This is a genomic window from Micromonospora sp. KC207 (genome assembly GCF_004348615.1).
Classification (GTDB): domain Bacteria; phylum Actinomycetota; class Actinomycetes; order Mycobacteriales; family Micromonosporaceae; genus Micromonospora.
Map to the genome: position 1 here is coordinate 1 of NZ_SMKJ01000178.1, position 14,781 is coordinate 14,781.

Annotated in this window: 10 protein-coding genes and 1 pseudogene; 5 read left to right on the plus strand and 6 right to left on the minus strand. The window is 74.2% G+C overall.

The annotated features are described in order from the left end of the window. Positions 1–535, minus strand: a 535-nt coding sequence (locus E1258_RS21040; RefSeq protein WP_132404007.1) for a CrcB family protein, incomplete at its 3' end; no start/stop codon positions are given. A gap of 230 nt (positions 536–765) precedes the next feature. Further along, positions 766–1,428, minus strand: a complete 663-nt coding sequence (locus E1258_RS21045) for a class I SAM-dependent methyltransferase (RefSeq protein WP_132404010.1) — start codon at positions 1,426–1,428, stop codon at positions 766–768. A 160-nt stretch (positions 1,429–1,588) separates the two neighbouring features. Between E1258_RS21045 and E1258_RS35950 the strand changes: the two genes are divergently transcribed. After that, positions 1,589–2,023: a DUF6766 family protein gene (locus E1258_RS35950; protein ID WP_371688650.1), complete on the plus strand. Its 435-nt coding sequence runs from the start codon at positions 1,589–1,591 to the stop codon at positions 2,021–2,023. 925 nt (positions 2,024–2,948) lie between these two features. Here the strand turns inward: E1258_RS35950 and E1258_RS35955 are convergent. Next, positions 2,949–4,115 (minus strand): annotated as a pseudogene (locus E1258_RS35955) (adenylate/guanylate cyclase domain-containing protein); the annotation flags it as partial. Between the two features lie 188 nt (positions 4,116–4,303). On the opposite strand from E1258_RS35955, the gene E1258_RS21055 reads away from it, so the two are divergent. The 4 genes from E1258_RS21055 (at position 4,304) to E1258_RS21070 (ending at position 12,234) form a co-directional block, all read left to right on the plus strand. Continuing rightward, entirely contained in the window at positions 4,304–7,216 is a 2,913-nt protein-coding gene (locus E1258_RS21055) for a helix-turn-helix transcriptional regulator (protein ID WP_132404016.1), read from the plus strand. Positions 7,217–7,349: 133 nt separating this feature from the next. After that, positions 7,350–8,120, plus strand: coding sequence for a DUF5995 family protein (locus tag E1258_RS21060; RefSeq protein ID WP_132404019.1), 771 nt, complete (start codon positions 7,350–7,352; stop codon positions 8,118–8,120). 305 nt (positions 8,121–8,425) lie between these two features. Beyond that, complete coding sequence (locus tag E1258_RS21065) at positions 8,426–10,474, plus strand: amino acid transporter (protein WP_165949857.1); 2,049 nt, start codon at positions 8,426–8,428, stop codon at positions 10,472–10,474. 209 nt (positions 10,475–10,683) lie between these two features. Continuing rightward, a complete protein-coding gene (locus E1258_RS21070; protein WP_132404028.1) occupies positions 10,684–12,234 on the plus strand; it encodes a hypothetical protein in 1,551 nt (516 codons plus the stop codon). Positions 12,235–12,416: 182 nt separating this feature from the next. Here E1258_RS21070 and E1258_RS21075 read toward each other — a convergent pair whose 3' ends face one another. From E1258_RS21075 to E1258_RS21085, 3 genes are all read right to left on the minus strand, one after another. Beyond that, positions 12,417–12,626, minus strand: a complete 210-nt coding sequence (locus tag E1258_RS21075) for a hypothetical protein (protein ID WP_007071338.1) — start codon at positions 12,624–12,626, stop codon at positions 12,417–12,419. A gap of 254 nt (positions 12,627–12,880) precedes the next feature. After that, on the minus strand, positions 12,881–13,912 hold the full coding sequence (locus tag E1258_RS21080; RefSeq protein ID WP_132404022.1) for a helix-hairpin-helix domain-containing protein: 1,032 nt from the start codon (positions 13,910–13,912) through the stop codon (positions 12,881–12,883). Between the two features lie 167 nt (positions 13,913–14,079). Continuing rightward, positions 14,080–14,781: NAD(P)/FAD-dependent oxidoreductase (locus E1258_RS21085; RefSeq protein ID WP_207919650.1), on the minus strand; the 702-nt coding region annotated here is incomplete at its 5' end.

Here is a 14,781-nt window from a genome sequence, read left to right on the forward strand (position 1 = left end):
GGCCCGTGCGGTTCGGTGTCGTGCGGCCGGGGTCCGTGCGGTTCGGTGCCGTCGCGCCGGGGCGCGCGCCGCTCGCGTGGCCGAGCAGCCTGGTGACGGCGGCGTCGCCGACCCAGACCGCGGCGAGCGCCCCCAGCAGGGTGGCGGCGAGGTACGCCAGCGCCGTGCCCGCCGCCCCGCCGATCGCCGCCTGCCGCACGTCCACGACGTACGTGGAGAAGGTGGTGTAGCCGCCGAGTACGCCCACGCCCACGAACGGCCGGGTCAGCGGCCGGACACGGCCGGCGGCGACCACCGCCATCAGGGCTCCGATCAGCAGGCACCCGGACACGTTGACGGCGAACGTCGCCCAGGGGAACCCGGTCGGCTGGTGCGGCACCGCCGCTTGGACCCCCGCCCGCGCCAGTGCGCCGAGCGCGCCCCCGGCCGCGATGACGCCGAGCACGCCCGCCGGGCGGGTGCGCAGTTCGCTCCGGTCGGCTGGTACGCGGAGATCGACGTCGGGGTCGACCCGGCGCGGGATCGGTCCTGTCACCTCGGCCTCCCACCAGCCCCACCGGACGTGTCACCGGCGTGCCGCCGGTCCGAGCCTACCGCCGGCGGTCCGCCGCCGAGCCGTCGCCGGGGCCGTGATCGTCTGCTGGGAACGGAGCACGCGGCCGGAGTGTCGTCTTCCTTCCCGCAGACGATCACGGCCCCTCCCACAGCCGGTCACAGCTTCCGGCAGACGGTCACGGCTGCCGCGGGCGAGCACGGGCTGCCGCGTCAGCGCAGCGCGGCGACCGCCGCGTCGGCACCGCCCCGCCACAGCGTGCCGACCTCGGTGAAGCCGGCGGCGGTCAGCGCGCCGAGGTGCCAGGACACCGGCGGGTTCCACTCGGGGCTGTGCCCGGTCGGATAGATCTCGTGCCGGCGTCGCACCAGCGGGCCCAGCACCGGGTCGGCGCCAACCCGCTCCCACCAGTCGGACCGGGAAAGGGCCCCGCCGGCGGCGTATCGGGCGGCGCGTCGCTGGCCGGCGCGCACGCCCAGCCGGTCGGTCAGCGTCGGCAGCGCGTCGTCGGGCATGTGGTCGGCGTTGACGAGGAGCCCGCCCGGGCGCAGCAGCTCCCGTGGTTCGCCGTAGAGGTCGGTGAGCCGCTCGGCGGGCAGCCAGTGCGGGGCGGTGGCGGTGAGCACGGCGTCGTAGTCGCGGTGCGGCAGCCGATCGTGCCAGCCGGGGTGGGACAGGTGCGCACGAAGGACGGTGGCCCGGTCGAGCAGCGACGCGCGGGCCAGGGCGAGCAGGGCCGGGTCGAGGTCGACCAGGGTGATCCGGGCCCGGGGAAAGCGGGCCAGGGCCCGCAGTGAGATCGTGCCGGTGCCTCCGGCGAGGTCGAGCAGGCGGGGCGAGTCCCCGTCGACGAGGGCGTCGACCGCGTCGAGCATGGCGGATGCCGGGCGGCCGGCGCGGACGCCCCGGCAAGGGAGTGGTTGACCCCCGTCGGGGCGTCGTCGTTCGCGCGCCCCGGCGCTGGGCAGCGCGGTTTCGGCCCGGTCGGGGCAGGGCACATCACCGGTGAGATCGTTCGTCTAGAGGGGGACCGTGATGGCGGAGACCAGCACATCGACCGACACACGCCCGTCCGTCAGCGCCGGCATCGGGGGCGGCCGACGTCGCGACCGCGCGGCCGGGCCGCCGTTGCGCAAGCCCCGCTGGCCCAAGGCGTACGCCTTCGCGCTCGTCACCGGGGCGTTCTTCCTCTTGTCGTGGCTCGGCCAGTTCTTCTTTCAGCTCGTGGTGCAGCGCAACGAGGCGAGTCAGGACGGCCAGGCGTTCGCCTGGTCCGAGTACCTGCCGCAATTCCTCGCCAGCACATTCGAGAACTGGCAGTCGGAGTTTCTCCAGTTGATCTGGCAGGCCGCCGGACTGGCCCTCTTCTACTACTGGGGGTCGTCGCAGTCCCGCGAGTCCGACGAGCGGATCGAGGCCAAGCTGGACGCGCTGCTGCGCGAACGCAACCTGGACCCGGAGAACCCGTGACCGGGCCCACCCCGCTCGCCGGCTGATCTCGACCCCGCCCCTTCCGGCGTTCCGGAAGCCACCATGTCGGCGTAGTGGTGTCGATCCTGACCGCGCGATGTCGTGCCCCGGGGGACCCGGGCGGCCGTGACGTCGTCGACGGCCTGCCCACAGCCGCACCGATCGACCCCGTGACCGTGGCGGATACCGACTCCCCGGGATGTCGCGCCGGGAGGGCGGCAGGTGCCGGACCGGGCCGCGCCCGACCCAGGTGCCAACCCGGGTGCGCCGGTCGAGCCGAGGCCGGCAGCACGGGGCGGATCCGTGCCGGGTGCACCGGCCGAGCCAGGGGCGTCGGCCGGATCCGGGGCAGGGGAACTTGACGAGCCGGGGCCGTCGTTTCGGCGCGGCGGGTGACGATCGCCCGGACCGTCCGAGGCAGCCGGTCCTGCGCCACCCGACGCAGCGCCGGGTCGGCGACGTCGTACCCGCCCCGCGCCGTGCGGCGCAGCAGCCCGCGCGCGGTGAGCCGGCACAGGGTCCGCTCGGCGTGGCCCGCCGGCCAACCCAGGGCCAGGTCGACCGCCGTGGCGGCGGCCCCCGGGCCCAACGCGACGGCGACCATCAGCGCGGCGCGTTCCCGGCCGTCGCAGGCGTCCAGGCGGGCGCTGGCGCTGGCGCGCACCCGCTCCGGCGGCTGCGTGGGGTCCGCGCCGTCGATGAGCTGCCGCACGTATGCCTCGGCGTGCCCGGGCAGGCCGCCGACCAGGGGAAGCAGCCGGGCCGCCAGCGTCGCCGGCTGACCGGCCCGGGCCAGCAGGTGCCGCAGCAGCCGGCCGGTCTCCACCGTCGACAACGGAGGCAGCGGCACCTCGTCGTGCGCGCTGTCCGGACCGGGCCGGCCGGTAGTCCACTGCGGACGGCGGGTCGTCACCACAGCCAGCGGCACCCTCCGGGCGACGGCCGCGGCGAACAGCGTACGCAGGAACCGGGTCGTCGCCGGGGCGGCACGGTCCGCGTCGTCGACCGCAACCACGAGGGGCTGCCGGTCGGCCAGGCGCAGCAGCACCCGTTGCCACACCGCCGCGCCGGCCGGGACCGACCCGTCGAGCAGCCCCTCCAGCGCGACCGCCGTGGACAGCACCCGATCCGAAGGAACCAGGCCGTCGAGCGCCGTCAGCAGCCGTCGGTGTACGGCCGCCGGCGGGTCGTCGGCCCGCAGGCCCGCGAACGCGCGCAGCAGGTCGACGGCGGGTTCCAGCGGCTGCTCCGGGTGCGGCGGGCAGGCCACGACGTACCAGCGCACCGGCACCCCGTCGACGGCAACGACCGCGCGGCGTAGCTCGTGCAGCACCCGGCTGCGGCCGCTGCCACCCGGGCCGACCAGCGACACCCAGCGCGGGGCGCGCTCGCGGACGGCTTGGATCACCCGGTCCCGGGCGGTGGCGAGCTGCCGGCGGCGGCCGACGAGCCGGCCGTCGTGGCGGGCCGGTTCGGGGCGGGCCACCCCGGCGGCGAGCGCCACGTCCACGGGCCGTGGCTTGCCCGCGACGGTCAGCGGGGCGAGCGCCCGGTGGACGATCACCCCGGCGGTGGCGCGGCGGGTGGCGGCGCAGACCACGACGCCGCCAGGCGGGGCGTGCTCCTGCAGGCGGGCGGCGGCGGTGATCACCGAGCCGCTGGCCACACCGTGCGCGCCGTCGCGGAGCGCCGCGACGTCCACCAGCGCCTCACCGGTGGCCACCCCGACCCTGGTGCGCAGGATCGCGGCGCCGGGCAGCGCCCGCCCGTCCAGCGCCCGCTGGATCTCCAACCCGGCCCGCACCGCCCGGTACGCGTCGTGGCCGTCGGACTCGCGGGCGCCGAACAGGGCCATCACCGCGTCGCCGACGTACTTCTCGACCACGCCACCCCAGCGAGCGAGTACCCCGGCGACGGTGTCGAAGTACGCGCGCTGTAGGGCCCGGACCTCCTCCGGGTCGAGCCGGTCGACCAGCGCGGTCGAGCCGACGATGTCGGCGAAGAGCACGCTGACCGTTCGCCGTTCCTCCGGCACCGGCCAATCGGCTAGCGTCGACGACTGTGTTCCCAAGACGATCGTGGACATTGGCATCGCACCGCCTTTCCCCCCGTTTGGTGCCTGACGACCTCAGGAGACTCCCACCACCGGTCTGACGGGGGATCGGCAGAACGACGTATGTCGCCCTACAACAACCTTCGGTCGCGATGTCGACGCGAGGCGTACCAGTGGGGGCGAAGACCCGTAGAACGGTCCGGGGGCCTGTGACTAGGCTGCGAGCCATGGCCAGCGATGTGGACCTCGTACCACTCGTCGGCCGTGCCGACCACCTCGCGACGCTGCGGTCCGCGCTGCTCGACGGCGTGGGTCCGGGGCAGACCGCGGCGGTGTTCGTCACGGGCGAGAGCGGGGTGGGTAAGACCCGGCTGCTGCGCGAGGCGGGCGATCGGCTGCGCGTCGCGGGCGCGCTCGTGCTCACCGGCGCGTGCCTCGACATCGGGGACTCCTCTCCGCTGCACCCGCTGCTACAGGCGTTGCGGCGCTTCGACGCCGAGCTGACGGCCTCGCACGCGCGGACGTCGTCGGCGGTGCGCGGGCTGCTGCAGATGTTCGCTGCGGAGACGGCCGGCCCGGACGGGGCAGGCGCCCTGCTGGAGCGGGTCTCCCGGGGGTTGCACCTGATCGCGCAGGGCCGCCCGTTGGTGCTGGTGCTCGACGACCTGCAGTGGGTCGACCGCAGCACCCGGCAGTTGCTGCTCTACCTGCTCGCCGGGCTCGGTGACCTGCAGGTGTCGGTGCTGGCGGCGGTGCGGGCCGAGTCGTTGCAGGGCGCGCACCCGCTGCGGCGGGTGCTGACCGAGCTGCGTCGCCTGCGGTCGGTGCGGGTGCTCGACCTGTCCCCGTTGGACCGGGCGGGCACCGAGCAGTTGGCCACGGCGGTGGTGGGTGCGCCGCTGGGCGCCGAGGCCGCGGAGTCGCTGTGGCAGCGCAGCGGCGGAAACCCGTTCGTGGTCGAGGAGCTGGCGCGGGACCTGCGCGAGGGCCGCGACGGGTTGTCGGAGACGCTGCGGGAGGTGTTCCTTGCCCGGGTCGACGCGTTGCCGCAGGCCGCACACGCGGTGGTGCACGCGGTGGCCGCCGGGGTCGAGCCGGTGGCGCACTGGCTGCTGGCCGAGGTGACCCGGCTGCCGGAGGGCGAGTTGATCGACGCCGTGCGGGCGGCGGTCGCGCACCGGTTGCTGGTCGGCGACGACGACGGGTACCGGCTGCGGCATCGGCTGGTGGCGGAGGTGCTCGCCCACGAGTTGCTGCCCGCCGAGCGTTCGGTGCTGCACCGCCGGTACGCCGAGGCGCTCACGACGGCCACGGCGGAGCTGCACCAGGCGCGGCTGGCGCACCACTGGCGGCTGGCGGGGGAGCCGGCACGGGCGCTGCCGGCTGCGGTGGCGGCGGCGCAGGAGGCCGAGCGGCTGCACGGCTACGCCGAGGCGCACCGGCACTGGTCGGCGGCTCTGCAACTGGCCGGGCCGCCGGCCGCATCGGCCGATGGGGGGCTCGACGTCGACCGCGCGGAGCTGCTGCGCCACGCCGCCGAGACGGCCCACCACTGCGGCGAGCACGCCCGAGCGCTGTCCCTGCTGGAGGAACTGGCGGCCGCCGAGGACGCGCCCCCGGCCTGCGCGTTGCACATCCGGCGGGCCCGGTACCTGGCCGCCGCCGGCCGGTCCGCGCCGGCCGAGGCGGAGTACCGGCGGGCGCTGACCGACGTCGACTGCACCCCCCGGGAGCGGGCCACCGCCGCCGCGCACCTGGCCGAGCTGCTGCTGCACCTGGGCCGGTACGCCGACGCCGGCGACCGGGCCCGGGAGGCCCTGGAGCTGGCCGCCGAGGTGGAGGGGTCCGTCTCCGAGGTGGTGCTGGCCAGCGCCGCGCTGGGCTTCAGCGAGGCGTACCTGGAGGACCCGGACGCCGGGCTGGCCGTCATGCGGGAGGCCCTCGACACCGCCGAGCGGGCCGGCCGGCCCGAGGACGTGGCGTGCGCGTACCTGCACCTGGCGGAGTTGCTGACCGGGCCGCTGAACATCCTGGAGGAGGGGGTGGTGGTGGCCCGCCGGGGTGCCGAGCGGGTGGCCGAGCTGGGGCTGGGCCGCACGTACGAGACGCGGCTGCTGGCCATCGCCACGAACGGGCTGTTCCGGGTGGGGCAGTGGGCCGAGGCGGAGAAGGTGGTCGCGGCGGCGCTGCGGCACCGCCCCTCCGGCGCGGACGCCGTCGAGCTGCTGCTGGCGCGCTGCCGCCTCTCGGTCGGGTACGGCGACATCGCCGCCGCCGACCGGGACCTGGAGGCGGTGGCCACCGTGCTGGCCGGCGGCGGGGCCCGACACGTCATCCCGCTGCTCACCCTGCGCGCCGGGCTGGCCATGTGGCAGGGCCGGCACGACCTGGCCCGGCAGGCCGTGCAGCGCGGCCTCACCGAGAGCCGCTCCGACGACGTCGGTATCCTCGCCGCCCTGGTCTGGCACGGGCTGCGCGCCGAGGCCGAGGCGCACGCCGCGCGGGCGACGGTGGACGCCACGGCGGTGCGCCGGCTGCGCGAGGTGGCCGAGCGGGTGGCCCGCAAAAGCGAGCACGCCGCCCGGCCGGTGCGCGACGTCGTCGACGGGTTCCTGGCGCTGTGCGAGGCCGAGGTCAGCCGCCTCGACGGCAGCGACCCGGCGCTGTGGGCCCGCTCGGTGGCCGCGTGGGACCGCCGCCACCACCCGTACCCGGCGGCGTACTCCCGGCTGCGCCAGGCCGAGGCGCTGCTGGCCCGGCGCAGCCGCACGGCGTCCGCGGGTCGACTGCTGCGCGAGGCGTACCAGGTGGCGCAGGGGCTCGGTGCCGAGCCGTTGAGCACCGAGATCCGTACCCTGGCGGCCCGGGCCCGGGTGGTGCTGGAGGAGCGGGGCGCCTCCGCCGACGGGCGGTCGGTGACCCGGGCCGAACCGGTCGGCGACGAGCTGGCGGTGCTGACCACCCGGGAACGCGAGGTGCTTGCCGCCGTGGCCGAGGGGCTGACCAACAAGGAGATCGGCCAGCGGCTGTTCATCAGCGAACGCACCATCGGCGTGCACGTGTCGCACATCTTCGACAAGCTCCAGGTGCGCACGCGCGTGCAGGCCAGCGCGATCTTCCTGCGCAACCGTTCCGAGTAGGTACCGAGCGACGTACGCCGTCGTCCGCTTATACGTCGTTCTACTGATCCGCCGCGCAAGCCACGGCTGAGAAGCTGTGCCCCGACGCCGCGGCCCGGGGACGCCGCGGCGCACAGGGGGAGGACGCATGGGGATGAGCGAACCGGTCTGGGGCCCGGTACACCAGGACATCGTGGGGTTGCTCGCCGACCACCCGGCGGACGTGCCGGAGGTGGTCGACCACCTCACCAAGCTCCAGAAACTGCTGGTCCGGCTGCCGCCGCTGGAGGGTAGCTGCCCTCTCGCGGACTTCAACGAGCTGTACCTGACCATCACCACCAGCGTGCTGAACGGCCTGTACGACGACCGCTTCGCCGATCCGGTCTTCCTGGCCCGGCTCGACGTGGAGTTCGCCGCCCGCTACTTCGACGCGCTGCGCTACTGGACGGAGTCCAGCCCGGCCACGCCACGGGCCTGGTCCTGTCTGTTCAAGCGGATGCGTGGCCCGGACGCCCGACCGCTGCCGTCGGCCGCGGCCGGGGTGAACGCGCACATCAACTTCGACCTGCCGTTCGCGCTGGTGACCACGTTCGACAGCCTGGAGTCCGAGCCGGTCGACGGCACCGACCAGCACCGCGACTACCTGGAGATCAACCAGATCTTCGCCGAACGGATCCCGGAGCTGCGGCGCGGCTACCTGGACAACTGGCAGTTGATGATCGACATGCTCAACGGCGACATCGACGACTGGTACCAGGGCGAGCTGGTCGAGTACACCCGCAACGTGGCCTGGCGCAACGCCCAGAAGATCTGGCGCTGCCGGCACGACCCGGAGGCCCGCGAGTGTGAGCGTGTGCGGCTGGACGACAACGCCGCCGCGCTCGGCCGGCTGCTGCTCTCGCCCCTCGGGGCGTTCCTGCAGTAGCCGGGTACGGGGGGTCCCCGCGCTACCGGGGGGGAGCGCGGGGACACCCCCTGTCCGTGGTAGGGCTTCGGGCCGGAAGGCCACAGCCGACCACCTCGACGCCCACGTGGACGCCTGGTCCGCGCTGAGCTGACCGGCCCCGCCCCCGTGAGCCGGCCCGGCCCGGCCGTTCGGCGCTGCCCGGCCACGCGGACCGGGCGGCCGTCCGGGTCGCCGTCGCCGAGCCGGGGTGCTTCCTCGCCGGTTCGGCCCGGGCGGGCGGCGGGTTCCGCCTACGGTCAGGTCAGGGCGTGGAGGGGGCGCGCATGACGCAGCGGCGGGACGGCGGGCAGCCGAGGCGGACCCGGGGCCACCGGCGTCCGGCGGCCCCGGGCGACGGGGTGGTGATCCCCGCGTGCGTGGAGCGGGCGGCCCACCCCGAGCAGCCCGCCGGCCGGTTCGGCCGCTGGCTGTTCCAGCACCGGGTGCAGCCCGTCGGGCCGGAGACCGGGGAGGCGCAGAGCCGGGCACACCCGTGGTGGCAGGTGATGTGCCTGACCGGGGTCGACTACTTCTCCACCCTGTCGTACCTGCCCGGCATCGCGGTGCTGGCCGCCGGGGCGCTCTCCCCGCTGGCGACGCTGCTGATCGTGGCGCTGACCCTGTTCGGGATGCTGCCGATGTACTGGCAGGTGGCCCGGGAGAGCCCGCACGGGCAGGGCTCGGTGGCGATGCTGGAGCGGCTGCTGCCGTTCTGGCGGGGGAAGGCCTTCGTCCTCGTCCTGCTCGGCTTCGTGGCTACCTCGTGGATCATCACGATCACCCTGTCCGCCGCCGACGCCACCGTCCACCTGCTGGAGAACCCGTACCTGCCGGGGTCCTTCCCGCGCGGCACCGCCGCCGTCGTGGCGGTGACCGTGCTGCTGCTGGTGGTCCTCGGCGGGGTCTTCCTGCTGGGGTTCAGCGAGGCGGTGACGGTGGCGATCCCCCTGGTCGTGGTCTTCCTCGGGCTGAACGCGGTGATCGTCGCGGCGGGCGTTGCGGCGATCGCGGCGGACCCGGCCACGGTGGGGGACTGGGCCGCCGCCCTGACGGCCGACGGGGGCGGGTTCGGCGACCTGCTCGGCCCGGCGGTGCTGGCCTTCCCACTGCTGGTCCTGGGCCTGTCCGGCTTCGAGACCGGGGTGAGCATGATGCCGCTGGTACGCGGCGACGGGCCGGACGCCGAGCGCCGGCTTGCCGCCCGGATCCGCAACACCCGCCGGTTGCTGACCGCCGCCGCGCTGATCATGTCGGTGTACCTGGTCGCCACCACCTTCGTCACCACCGTGCTGATTCCCGCGCGGGAGTTCCAGCCGGGCGGGACGGCCAACGGCCGGGCGCTGGCCTGGCTGGCACACGAGCGGCTCGGCGAGGCGTTCGGCACGGTCTACGACATCAGCAGCGTGCTGATCCTCTGGTTCGCCGGCGCCTCGGCGATGGCCGGGCTGATCAACATCGTGCCGCGCTACCTGCCCTCGTACGGGATGGCGCCGGAGTGGGGCCGCGCCGTGCGCCCGGTGGTGATCGTCTACACGCTGATCAGCATCGCGATCACCGTGGCCTTTCGTGCCGACGTCAACGCCCAGGCCGGCGCGTACGCCACCGGGATACTGGCGATGATGGTCTCCGGTGCGGTGGCGGTGACGATCGCGACCGCCCGCGCCCGCCACCGGTTCGCGGCGGTCGGGTTCGCCGTGCTCACCGTGGTCCTGCTCTACGCCCTCACGGAGAACGTGATCGCCAAGCCGGACGGGATCGCCATCTCGGGCCTGTTCATCGCGGGCATCATCGGCGTCTCGCTGGTCTCCCGGGTCACCCGCACCACGGAGCTGCGCGCCAATCGGATCGAGTTCGACGACGACGCCCGCCGGTTCGTCGCCGAGTCCCTCGCTCACGACGGCCGGCTGCACCTGATCGCCAACAAGCGCCGCAGCGGTGCGGTGAAGGAGTACACGGTCAAGGAGCGCGCGCAGCGCGGCATGAATCCGGTCCCGGGCGCCGCCGACGTGATCTTCCTGGAAGTCGACGTGGTCGACCCGTCGGAGTTCAGCCGGGTGCTGCGGGTGCAGGGGGTAAAGGTCGGGGGATACCGGGTGCTGCGGGCGGCCAGCCCGGCCGTGCCGAACGCCATCGCCGCGATCCTGCTCGCGCTGCGCGACGCCACCGGGGTCCGCCCGCACGCCCACTTCGAGTGGTCCGAGGGCAACCCCATCGCCCACCTGCTGCGCTATCTCATCCTGGGGCGCGGCGACACCCCGCCGGTGGTGCGGGAGATCATCCGCAAGGCGGAGCGGGACCCGTCGCGTCGCCCCGGCATCCACGTCGGCGGCTGACCGCCGAGCCGGGCGTCCGAGTCGGGTCGGTCAGTCCTTCCCGGACGGCGATTCGCCCATGATGATGCGAATGAAACGTTTATTCATGTACGCCTGACTTGCCCGACATGTGCCCGTATCGTGACTTTCGGTGATGGCCGCGTGGTCCGTCACCCGGCACCCCGTTGCGGTGCCGCCGCGTCATTTCGTGCAGGAGAGGCAGGACCGTGATGTTCACGTACCAGGGCAACCGGCGAGCGACGCCCAGCAGGCGGCGGTCCCGGTGGTTCTTAGCCGGCGGCGTCGTGGCCGGCAGCCTGGTGGTCGGCGCGGCCGGAGTCACCGGCGTCGCCGCCCTGGCCGCCCCCCGTGCCCCCGGCGTCACAGAGCAGGGGCGGGTGGCGACGGCCGCACGCGACGACGGCCCCGAAGCGGGGCGACGGACCGACGACGGCACCCCGGGCCGCCCCCACCGGCCCGACGGCAGGTTGGACGAGGCGGGCGCCCCCGACGGCAGGCCGGACGGGCCGGGCACACGCCGGCCTCCCCTGCTCACCGTCCCCTGCGACTCGGCCCGGCTCATCGCCGCGCTCGTACAGGCCAATGCGGAGGGCGGGGCGACGGTGCGGCTCGCGCCGAAGTGCACCTACACGCTCAGCCACGCCTTCCAGCAGCCCGACGAGTACGACGGCGGCATCCGCGACGCCCGGGAGGCCGCCGACGCCGCCGAGAACCCCGGTGACGCCGAACGGCCGCCACGCCAGCCGGGCGACGACAACACCGGCCTGCCGCTGATCTACCAGGCGATCACCTTGGAGGGCTCGGGGGCGACCATCGCCCGGGGCGAGAACGCCGAGACGTTCCGCTTCTTCACGGTGCGCGACGGCGGTGAGCTGACCCTGCGCGACATCGTGCTGCGCAACGGCCGGTCCACCTCGGAGGGGGGCAGCGTGCACGTCGTGCACGGCGCGACGGCCGTCATCGAACGCACCACGGTCGTCGACAGCACCTCCCTCTCGGCGAAGGAGGGTGGCGGCGGGGTCTTCAACGACGGCAACATGGTGGTCCGCGAGAGCAGGTTCATCGGCAACTCGGCCGTCGGCGTCGAGGGCAAGGGCGGCGGCGTGCTCAACGGTGGCGTGCTGGCCATCTCGAAGACCGAGTTCCGCGACAACAGCGCCAACGGCTACGGCGGCGGGCTCGCCAACTACCGGGGTGCGGCGGAGGTGGCCACCACGGTCCTCGCGCACAACATCGCCGGTCAGGGCGGTGGCCTGGCCAGCTTCTCGGCCCGGACCAAGGTCGAGGACACCCGGGTCGTGGACAACACCGCCAAGGTCGGCGGCGGCATCGCCAACTCCGACGCGGTGCTGGTCCTGCGCGGACTGGTCGTCCAGGGCAACACCGCCAGCGGTAACGGCGGGGGCATCTCCAGCATCCAGGGCCTGTTGCCGATGGACGACAGCGTCGTCGCCGGCAACCACGCCCGGGGCAACGGCGGCGGCATCTCCGCCGACCGCTCCAACATCCTGGTACGCACCAGCGAGGTGAGTGACAACGCCGCGATCGGCGCGAAGTCCACCGGCGGCGGCATCCACACCACCGCCGGGCAGCTCTCGCTGTTCAAGGGCAAGGTGGTGGGCAACAGTTCGACGCTGCCCCCGGGCGGGATCTTCGCCGACCGGGCCCGGGTCCGGATCGACGACGCCAGCGTGGTCATCGAGAACCGGTCCACCAACTGCGCCGGCAGCAAGGTGCCGATCTCGCACTGCTTCCGCTGATCCGCCGCCTCCTCCCGCTGGCCTTTCTGGTGCGCGAATCTTTGGACAGTTGTCGTTCGCTCGGCACCGAACTGTCCCGAGAATTCCAAAGGAGACTCACTCACCGCCGGTGTGGCGTACGAAACGGAAACGGCCCGACCCCGCCGAAGGGGTCGGGCCGTTTCCGTGCCGTGCCGCTCGTCCTACTTGGATGGCTCAGGAAGCTCGCAGTCGACCTTCGGGTTGGCGCCGACGTAGTTCAACGGCCCGGCCACGATGGTCACCAGGATGGTGCCCGCCTCGGCGCAGTTCTTGTCGTCGCCTTTGTAGTAGCCCCGCTGCCCAGCGGCGATCGCGCCGATGACCAGCCAGATGACAAGGATGGTTCCCAGAATCGACGGGCCGCGCCGCATGGCTTCCTCCCGGGTTGTGGTGGGTTTCGAGGTGAGCCCGATGTACCCCACCACCGCGAGCGGCTAAACGGCCGCGGCTTGCCCCGCAGGCGCAACCGGGGCGGCGATGTCGGCGACATGGCCGCATCCCGGCCCACGGATCCGCGCAGGTCGGCGACATGGCGGCATCCCGACTCACGGACCCCGTTATGTCGGCGACATGGCGGTGCCTTGGTTCAGTGACCCGCCTGCGGCTGGGCCGGCCCGGCATTCGGTCAGTCGTCGGTGCCGCCCGTCGGGAGCAACCGGCCGGCTTCGGTCGCGGCCCCGGCGAGGACCTTCGCCTGCTGGGGCCAGGTGGCCAGGCTCGGCGTGGCCCGGAGGCCGGCGGTGCGGATGGTCGCCCGCAGGGTCGTCTCGTCGAGGTCGGCGAGCTGCTGGTAGGTGCGGATACCGGCGTCCTGCAACGCGGCGGCCATCTTCGGGCCGATGCCCTGGATGCGACGGAAGTCGTCGGCCGACTCGGTGGACGCCGGCCCGGCAACGGCCGGCGCGGACCCGGCCGGTGCCGCGTGCGCCTCGGTCTCGTCGGCGACGGGCAGCACCGCGTCCTCGACCGGGGGACGCGGCGCGGGGATGGCAGGCGTCGTGTCCTCGCTCGCCGCGGCCGCCTCGGCGGGAACCACGGCCACTGGCTCGACCGGCTCCGCCACTGCCTCGACCGGCTTGACCGGCTCCGCCACTGCCTCGACCGGCTCCGCCACTGGCTCGACCGGCTCCGCCGCCGGCTCGACCGGCTGACCGTTCACGATCGGCGCCGGCCCGGCAGGCTCGGTCACCGGTTCGGCGGGGCGCGCGACCACCGGATCGGCCGGGCCGCCGTCGACCGCGTCGTCGTCCCACTTTCCGTCGCCGGTCGGTGCGTCGTCGCGCAGCCCGCCGTCGGCGGGAGAGGTGCCCGTTGCGGCCACGGGGGTGCCGTCCGCCTCGGCGGGGGTGAACGCGGTCGGGTCGGCGTCGCCGAGGACCCCGCCGGGCGTGGTGGGGTCTGCGGTGTCCGCGCTGGGCCGGTCGAGGACGGCGGCCGGGGCCGACACCGGGGCCACGGTCGCCTCCGGCCGCTGCTCTCCGACGGTGGCCTCAGCGGTGGGGCTGGACGCCACCGCCACACCGGCGACGGGGTCACCTTCCACGATGGGCGTGCTGGCGGAGGACGTGTCCTGCCGGCCACGCAGCGCCCATCCGGCCGCCGTACCCACCAGCAGTGCCAGTATCACGATCAGCCATTGCCCGAAACTCGACGGCACGGCGGACCTCCCTCTTGTGAGAGTGTCGGTGAAAAGTCGCGAGAAAATCCGTCGCAGCTTCGCACATACGCCATCTCGACGACAGGGAGGTCCGGGGGCTTCCGGCGCTGGTGGGATGCTTCGTACCCGTGGTGGCGGCAGGATGACCGAGCGTTGCGCAGCCGTCCTCAATCCTCCTCGCCCCGGTAGGTGTAGAAGTCGTCGACGAACTTGCGTCGCAGCCGGGGCACCCGGCTGGTGATCCCGAAGTAGCCGCGCGCCCCGAGCAGCGCGAGCCGGCCGATCACGGGCCGGTAGATCCGGTCGTCGCCGCTGGTGCCGCTGCGGTGCAGCGAGTCGTGCACGCGGGCGAACCCGTACGGGAGCATGGCGGCCTCGTAGTCGGCGACGGCCTGCACCAGGGTCTTGTCGCCGGCGGCGGCCAGCCTGATCTGCCGGCAGAGCAGGGCGGCGTCGCGCAGGGCGGTGTTCGCGCCCACCCCGCGCCCCGGGGTCATGGTGTGGATGGCGTCGCCGAGCAGGGTGACGGTGCTGCTCTTCCAGGCCGGTACGGGCTCGGAGGTGGACACCCGGATGGGCAGGGCGCTGCCCGGGTCGCTGCGCGCCAGCAACTCCCGCAGGTGAGGATGCCAGTTGTGGGTGAGTTCCTGGGCGAGCCGGACCAGGTCCTCGCCGCGACGCCGCATGACGTCGGCGGGGAACCTGCGGGCCGAACTCCAGATGATGAAGTTGATGTTGTCGCGGGTGGTGTCGTGGCGCAGGCCGGGCCAGCCGCGCAGCAGGTCGGCCTCGGCGGCGGCGACGCCGGGTTTGAGGTCGCCGTGGCGGTCCCACTTGAACTCCATGACGTGCAGCACGCCCATCATCCC

Bases quoted from the DNA above. Each gene is read 5' to 3' on its own strand.
- E1258_RS21070 (WP_132404028.1), top strand. From the start codon at position 10,684: ATGTTCACGTACCAGGGCAACCGGCGAGCGACGCCCAGCAGGCGGCGG.
- E1258_RS21075 (WP_007071338.1), bottom strand. From the start codon at position 12,626: ATGCGGCGCGGCCCGTCGATTCTGGGAACCATCCTTGTCATCTGGCTG.
- E1258_RS21065 (WP_165949857.1), top strand. From the start codon at position 8,426: ATGACGCAGCGGCGGGACGGCGGGCAGCCGAGGCGGACCCGGGGCCAC.
- E1258_RS21060 (WP_132404019.1), top strand. From the start codon at position 7,350: ATGAGCGAACCGGTCTGGGGCCCGGTACACCAGGACATCGTGGGGTTG.
- E1258_RS21055 (WP_132404016.1), top strand. From the start codon at position 4,304: ATGGCCAGCGATGTGGACCTCGTACCACTCGTCGGCCGTGCCGACCAC.
- E1258_RS35950 (WP_371688650.1), top strand. From the start codon at position 1,589: ATGGCGGAGACCAGCACATCGACCGACACACGCCCGTCCGTCAGCGCC.
- E1258_RS21045 (WP_132404010.1), bottom strand. From the start codon at position 1,428: ATGCTCGACGCGGTCGACGCCCTCGTCGACGGGGACTCGCCCCGCCTG.